The sequence below is a fragment of the Rhodococcus sp. LB1 genome (genome assembly GCF_001583455.1).
Lineage (GTDB): Bacteria > Actinomycetota > Actinomycetes > Mycobacteriales > Mycobacteriaceae > Rhodococcus_F > Rhodococcus_F opacus.
This window is the reverse complement of sequence record NZ_LTCZ01000444.1, coordinates 1-6297: the sequence shown is the minus strand read 5'-3', so window position 1 is coordinate 6297 and position 6297 is coordinate 1. Positions and strand designations below refer to the sequence as shown.

The following is a 6297-nucleotide window of genomic DNA, read 5'->3' as shown; positions in this document are numbered from 1 at the left end:
AGGTTCGCGGTGAGGAGCCAGCCGACGGCGGTGGGGCCGACGTCGAGTTGCGCACCGATGGTCCCGACGATCGGCACCACCAGTGTCTGCAGAACGGCGACAATCATCAGTACGAAGCACATGACCGGCAGGAGTGCCCTGGCTGCGGTGGTGGATCTGGCGGCCATGTGTCCTCCTGTAGGGATTAGGTGAGCGGGCGTAGGTAAACACGGTACTGGGGCTAACTAACGAGGGGGTTCACGGTGGCGTCCGAACAACTGCCGCACGCGTAGTTTCGCCGGCGCGGTCGGCTGGTCAGACGGGTGAGCGTCCTCGCGTCGTGGATACTCCCCAGTGCGACCGCCGGCGCGGATAGGTGGAGGAAAGCGCACGGACGAGATGCGGATCGCAGCAAGTATCCTGCACTACTGCCCATAGCCTGTCGACGAACTGGTGCTCGGTGATTCCGAATGTCTGGAAGACAAGCTCCGCGGGAACCCCGCCGTACGGAATCCATCGCCGAGCGAGGGTGATGAGTTCGCGTGCTTCGCGGGGTAGGTCCTGGCAGTCACTCATCGGGCGTCTTCCTTTCTCGAGCCGTCGCTATCCCTCGTGTCGAGGCCGCCAAAGGCGTCGACCGGTCTTCTCGGCTCAGATGAGGAAGCCGGGCTGGTCATGGCAGTCCAGAACTCGAACTCTCGCGCGACCACACGAGTGTGCGCGAGAACGCGAAAAACTTCCGTAATTCTCTGTGCAAGAGCGAATGTCATTCGGCACTACTCAATTCATTGGTCATTGGCGGCCGGAAGATTATGCGGTGACGAGGCACCACAGGTTCTGTCGGCATGCGGTGATGGACGCGGTGGTGAGCATGTCGTCCCAGTGGTGGAGGGAGCCGAACTCGGAGCGCCACGCGAGGGCAGGTTGAGTGAACTCGTGCAGGCGGTGCTCGCGGGTGGTGCCGATCGCACCGTGCACCTGGTGGGCATTACGGACGACGATGGAGGCGGCGTGCCCGGCGCAGGAACGGGCAACAGCGACAAGGACGTCGAGGTTCGGTGCGGACCAGTCGGTGCGGACGGCTTCGTTCAGGGCGGCTTCGGTGGCGGCCCGGGTGAGTGCGGCTTCGGCGGCGATATCGGCGACGAGGTTTTGTATGGCCTGAAACTTCGCGAGCGGTCGCCCGAACTGGGTGCGTTCGGTGGTGTGCGTGATCGACAGGTCGAGGATGCGATCGAGCGCGGCGCTCGTCTGCACGGCTCGGATCAGTGCGCCGCGCAGGAGTAGTTGGTCGACGACCGCGTCCGCTACCGGAGTGCCCGAGTGGGCGCTGTCGATGGTAACGGTGTCCCTGGGTTCGCCGGCGATGTTGGCCTCCGGCGTGATGGTGAGCATGTTCGTCTCGATGTCGGCGACAACGTACGTGTGGGTGTCGCGCCAGACCGTGACGATCTTGTCGGATTGGGCGGCCCAGGGCACCCGGTGGGCAGTTCCGGTGTGATCGAGCAGGCAGACGGTGCGGCGGGCGTCGTCTGCGGGAAGCCCGGCGGTATCGAGCAGCCAGCCGGCGAGCAGGTCGTGTTCGGCCAGCGGGATTCGGACGCCGTTGGCTGCGGCGGCGCGGAGCAGTTCCGCGGCTTCGAGCCATCCGGCTCCGCTGCCGCCGGATTCCTCTGGTCCGGTGAGGCGGGTTAGGCCGAGATCGGTGAGGTGGGACCAGAGGATTGGGTCCCACGTAGCGGTACCGGCGTCAGGTTCCTTCTGGTCGCGGTAAGCGACGAAGACCGCAGACATCATTTCCACAAGATCGGGGTCGACAGTGCTCGGGGTCGTCATCAGCGCATTCCCAATCCCCGCGCGATCACGCCGCGCAGAACTTCGTTGGTGCCGCCACGAAGGGTGAATCCGGGGCGTTGGGCGGCGGCGTCATCGATCATTGCCCGGTAGCGGCGGGGGCTCGGACCCGTGTCACCGGTGATGACGTCGGCAAAATCGGCGATGTCGCCTTCGGTGGTGGTTCCGAGGACTTTGACGACGGCCGCGGCGACGTCGGCGGGTTCGTGGCGTCCGAGGGCTCCGGCGACCGCGGTGGACATCTGGTGCAGCCCCATTGTTCGGGCGAGATACCGGCCTAGGTCGGGGTGTCGGGGTACTGCCCCTGTCCGCATCTGTTCCGCGGTGTCGGCGAGGAGAGGAAATGTGGACAGGAAGCGTTCGGGTCCGCTGCGTTCGAAGCTCAGTTCCGAGGTGACCTGCTGCCAGCCGCTGCCGATGGTGCCGAAGACCATGTCGTCGGCGACGAAGACGTCGTTGAGGATGACTTCGTTGAAATGGTGCCCACCGTGCATCGAGACGATGGGCCGGATGTCGACGCGCGGGGACCGCAGGTCGACGATGAACTGGCTCAGTCCGTCGTGCCGATGTGAGGGGTCGACGGGGGTCGTGCGGGCGAGGCAGATGAATGCATGGGCATGGTGGGCGCCGGACGTCCAGACCTTGGTGCCGCTGAGGACCCAGCCGTCGTCGACGCGGGTGGCTTTGGTGCGGACGCTGGCGAGGTCGGATCCGGAGTCGGGTTCACTCATGCCGATGGCGAAGTAGCACTCGCCACGGGCGATCTCGGGTAGATACTTCCGCTTTTGAAATTCGGTGCCGTACAAAAGGAGTGACGGTGCAATCTGACGGTCGGCGATCCAGTGCGCGGCGACCGGGGCGCCTGCAGCGAGGAGTTCCTCGGTCACGACGAAACGTTCGAGGTGGCTGCAACCGCGGCCACCGTACTCGATTGGGATCGTCATGCCGACCCATCCCCGGTCGGCGAGTGCACGCGAGAAGTCCTCGTGCCAGCCGGTGAGCCAGCTGTCGATCCGCGGAGTGATGCGCCCATCAGCGAACTGAGCGTCGACGAATTGCCGGACTTCGGCGCGTAAGTCGTCCATGTCGTGTGGGTCCGACGCGATGGGCGGAACCAGTAGCGGATCTCTCATTGGAGAATCCCTTCGGTTGTGGCTGAGTCGGTTTCGGGTGTTGCGTCGACGTTGGGTCCCGGTGCCTGCATGTCCGTCTGCAAACCGGTTGGAATGTTGGTCGATGTTGACCGCCGCATGTCTTGATTACGCACTATGGCAAAAGTGGGCGATATACGCAATGCTGGTGGCTAATTCGGCGCAGGTGCCGAGATCCGCCACGTGAGTGCATCTTGATACTTGACGTACCGACCGGGCGGTACTAAGTTTCCGTGAACGGTAGCCGCTCGGCAAACTGCTTCGAGTCGGAGTTCCGCAATGAATTCTCGAAAGGTGTCCCATGGCCGGACTGTGGTTCGACGACGTGGAAATCGGAATGACGTTCGAGACTCCGCGTCGCACTGTGACGGAGGCGGACGTGGTCAACTTCGCCGGAGTGTCCGGTGATTTTCATACGCTGCACACTGATGCGCAAACTATGCGCGAGAGTCAGTTCGGCGAACGGATTGCTCACGGAGCGCTCGTTCTGTCGATCGTGACAGGCCTTCGGGGCCGGCTCGGAATCTTCGACGACACCCTGGTGGCGTTCGCCGAGATCCGTCGCTGGCGCTTCGTGCGTCCGGTGCTCATCGGCGACACGATCCGCGCGGCCAACGAGGTCGTGGAGCTGACTCCCACGTCGAAACCCGACCGTGGCGTCATGGTCCAGCACGTGCAGGTTCTCAATCAGCACGATGTCGTCGTACAAGAAGGAGAAATGGTGGCATTGGTGAAGCGGGAGGCGAAGGTATGAGGGTCCGCGCGGACGACCCCCAACTCAATGAGGTGTTGACCGGCGCCGGCCCTGCGGGAAAAGACCCCCGTGACGGTCTCGTATTCGTCGCACGGACCGGTCTTCGTGAATGGGCGGAGACCGAGGACGAACTGGCTCAGGCGTTCGACATGACCCGGGAGACAGTCGCGGCCGGTGGTGCAGTGGTCTACGTCGTGCGCTCGGCCGCACTGCTGGGACGAACCGAACCGCTGGACGCGGCTGTCGCAGCCGGCCTACTCAGCGGCGCGCGCGCACTCGCGCTCGAGCGCCGAAAACACAACGGCTACTCGACGGTCGTCGCCGTGGCCGACGATGTGGAACCGAAGTCGGTTGCCGACGCGGTGGATCTCCTCGTCGCCACTCGCGGGGCCAACGGTCAAGCCTTCGTACTCGGCGCCGAACATTTAGGAGCAGCTCTGCCATGAAGATTGCAGTGGTCACAGGCGCGGCCCGGGGTATCGGCTTCGAAATTGCCCGGCGCCTGACGAAGGACGGCTACCGCCTGGTCCTGGTAGACGTGGATCCGACGGTCGGGGACAGCGCAGCATCGATCGATGCCACGCCAGTGAAGGCCGACATCGCCGATCCGGAGGGCCGTGCGCAGATTCGCTCCGCAATACGGTCCGAAGAGGGGCAGCCGACCTTGCTGGTGAACAACGCCGGTATCACGCGCGATGCTCTGATCGGCGACATGACCGAACCGAACTTCCGACTCGTCAATCGAATCAACCTGGGCGCGACCTTCGAGTTGACGTCCGAACTGGCCGACGAGATCGTCGATGGTGGCGCGGTGGTCAATATCAGCTCACGCGCATACCTCGGCAACGTCGGCCAGTTCAACTACGCCATCTCGAAGGGTGGCGTAGTCGGCCTGACCCGGTCACTGGCGTTGAGCCACGCGCCGCGCTTGCGCGTCAACGCCGTGGCACCGGGCTTCATCGCCACCGACATGACCGACGCAGTACCCACGAGGGTGCGTGACCGCATCATCTCGCGCATTCCGCTGCAACGCCCGGGCAGGCCCATCGATATCGCCGAAGCCGTCGCTTGGTTGGGCTCCGACCAGGCGGCATATGTCACGGGACAGGTATTGCCGTGCTGCGGAGGTCGCAGTCATGGCTGAAGGCGGTCATGGCAGATACGTAGTGCACAGGTAGTGGATAGGTAGTTTCCCGCTGGCATCGGGGCTGGTCCGCAGGGACCCTCGTGTGATGGTCGTCACGGAAGGGTGCGGTGTGATGTCGGCCCTCGAAAACCGGTTGAAGAAACGACGGTCGTTCTCGTCGGGAAGCGGCGTTCGGCCACAGAGACTTGGAGTGAAGTATGAAACTGGACTTGCTGTATGCGTTGACGAATCGACGCGGCGACATGCCGTGATGGCGGACGAGCTCGGATATGACCGTATTTGGTTGGGGGAGCATCACTTCGATGTCGACGGGACCGATGCGAGCCCGAATCCGATCATGCTGGCGACGGATCTGGCCGCTCGGACGAGCCGCATCCGGTTCGGGATGGCGGCGGTATCGCTGACCCTGTGGCATCCGCTGAGGGTGGCGGAGGATCTCGCCATCCTGGACCACTTCAGTGACGGTCGTCTCGATGTGGCGTTCGGTCGGGGAATTCTGCCGATCGAGGTGATGAACCTCAATCCCGAGGCAAACCGCTGGAACGGCAGCGAGAACAGTTACGGGATCTTCGACGAAAACCTCGCGATCGTGAAGGGGATCTGGACCGACCGCCAGTTCAGTTGGAAGGGGCCGCGCTACACATTCCCGGAGCCGGGGACGAAGTTCATCCACTCGCCCGGTGCGCCCGATCCGGAAGGCTGGGTCGGCGATGACGGCATGCTTCAAGCGTTCGGGATCACTCCGCAGCCGTACCAGCAGCCGATGCCGCCGCTGTTCGCGGTCACCGAGACTGTCGAGGGCTTCCGGCGCGCCGCTCAGAAGGGTATGAAGCCGATCACCTGGTACCCCACCGGTCAGGTTCTCCACAACCTCTGCGAACTCTATCGCGACGAGCGGGCCAAGGTCACCGGCGTCACCCCGGCACTCGGCGAGGATGTGGGCGTGCTGCGCATGGCATACGTCGCGGACACGGACGAGGAGGCGCGTCGCATCGCTGAGCCGGCGGTGGTGGAGTTTTTTGAGCTTATCTGCCGGGTTCGCGGTATCGGGGTCTTCCTCGACGCCGACGAGGACCCGAATGATCCCAAGTACAAGGCGATGGCTCCCTGGGATCTCATGTTCGATCGTGATCACCTCTTCATCGGTTCGCCGGACACCGTGCTCGCGAAGATGACGCGGATGACGAAGTCGCACGGCATCCAGAACTGGCTGTTGCAGATGGGCGTGCCGGGCATCGCACACGAGGACATCGACAGATCCCTGAAACTCTTCGCCAGCGAGTGCATGCCGGAACTCCGCACACTCGATTCCACGGCTGTCGCCGCGAACTGATCCACCGGATCCCACCGAAGGAATACTCATGACGGAATACCTCAACCCAGGCAACCTTTCCTACCCTCGATTCGGAATG

7 protein-coding genes and 1 pseudogene are annotated in these 6297 nt (G+C 63.6%); 4 read left to right on the top strand and 4 right to left on the bottom strand.

Annotated elements, in window-relative coordinates; translation table 11 throughout:
* The 4 genes and pseudogenes from AZG88_RS52400 to AZG88_RS48825 form a co-directional block, all read right to left on the bottom strand.
* Positions 1–167 (bottom strand): annotated as a pseudogene (locus tag AZG88_RS52400) (MFS transporter); the annotation flags it as partial.
* 127 nt (positions 168–294) lie between these two features.
* On the bottom strand, positions 295–555 hold the full coding sequence (locus AZG88_RS54905) for a hypothetical protein (protein ID WP_156517799.1): 261 nt from the start codon (positions 553–555) through the stop codon (positions 295–297).
* Between the two features lie 234 nt (positions 556–789).
* A complete protein-coding gene (locus AZG88_RS48830) occupies positions 790–1815 on the bottom strand; it encodes an acyl-CoA dehydrogenase family protein (protein WP_061701589.1) in 1026 nt (341 codons plus the stop codon).
* Positions 1815–2966: an acyl-CoA dehydrogenase family protein gene (locus AZG88_RS48825; protein ID WP_061701588.1), complete on the bottom strand. Its 1152-nt coding sequence runs from the start codon at positions 2964–2966 to the stop codon at positions 1815–1817. Before AZG88_RS48825 ends, AZG88_RS48830 begins: the two co-directional genes overlap by 1 nt.
* A gap of 319 nt (positions 2967–3285) precedes the next feature.
* On the opposite strand from AZG88_RS48825, the gene AZG88_RS48820 reads away from it, so the two are divergent.
* From AZG88_RS48820 to AZG88_RS48805, 4 genes are all read left to right on the top strand, one after another.
* Positions 3286–3738 carry a MaoC/PaaZ C-terminal domain-containing protein gene (locus AZG88_RS48820; RefSeq protein ID WP_005256873.1) on the top strand — a complete coding sequence of 151 codons (453 nt, stop codon included), beginning with the start codon at positions 3286–3288 and terminating at the stop codon, positions 3736–3738.
* The gene (locus AZG88_RS48815) at positions 3735–4184 is read left to right on the top strand and encodes a hypothetical protein (RefSeq protein WP_061701587.1); all 450 of its coding nucleotides are present in this window, start codon (positions 3735–3737) and stop codon (positions 4182–4184) included. The genes AZG88_RS48820 and AZG88_RS48815 overlap by 4 nt, the downstream gene beginning before the upstream one ends.
* Positions 4181–4882, top strand: a complete 702-nt coding sequence (locus AZG88_RS48810; protein WP_061701586.1) for an SDR family oxidoreductase — start codon at positions 4181–4183, stop codon at positions 4880–4882. The genes AZG88_RS48815 and AZG88_RS48810 overlap by 4 nt, the downstream gene beginning before the upstream one ends.
* Before the next feature lie 286 nt (positions 4883–5168).
* Positions 5169–6218, top strand: coding sequence for an LLM class flavin-dependent oxidoreductase (locus AZG88_RS48805; RefSeq protein WP_231914489.1), 1050 nt, complete (start codon positions 5169–5171; stop codon positions 6216–6218).
* The last annotated feature ends 79 nt before the right edge of the window (positions 6219–6297 follow it).

Excerpts from the sequence above, each read along its gene's own strand:
- AZG88_RS54905 (WP_156517799.1), bottom strand. The coding sequence starts at position 555 with ATGAGTGACTGCCAGGACCTACCCCGCGAAGCACGCGAACTCATCACC.
- AZG88_RS48830 (WP_061701589.1), bottom strand. The coding sequence starts at position 1,815 with ATGACGACCCCGAGCACTGTCGACCCCGATCTTGTGGAAATGATGTCT.
- AZG88_RS48825 (WP_061701588.1), bottom strand. The coding sequence starts at position 2,966 with ATGAGAGATCCGCTACTGGTTCCGCCCATCGCGTCGGACCCACACGAC.
- AZG88_RS48820 (WP_005256873.1), top strand. The coding sequence starts at position 3,286 with ATGGCCGGACTGTGGTTCGACGACGTGGAAATCGGAATGACGTTCGAG.
- AZG88_RS48815 (WP_061701587.1), top strand. The coding sequence starts at position 3,735 with ATGAGGGTCCGCGCGGACGACCCCCAACTCAATGAGGTGTTGACCGGC.
- AZG88_RS48810 (WP_061701586.1), top strand. The coding sequence starts at position 4,181 with ATGAAGATTGCAGTGGTCACAGGCGCGGCCCGGGGTATCGGCTTCGAA.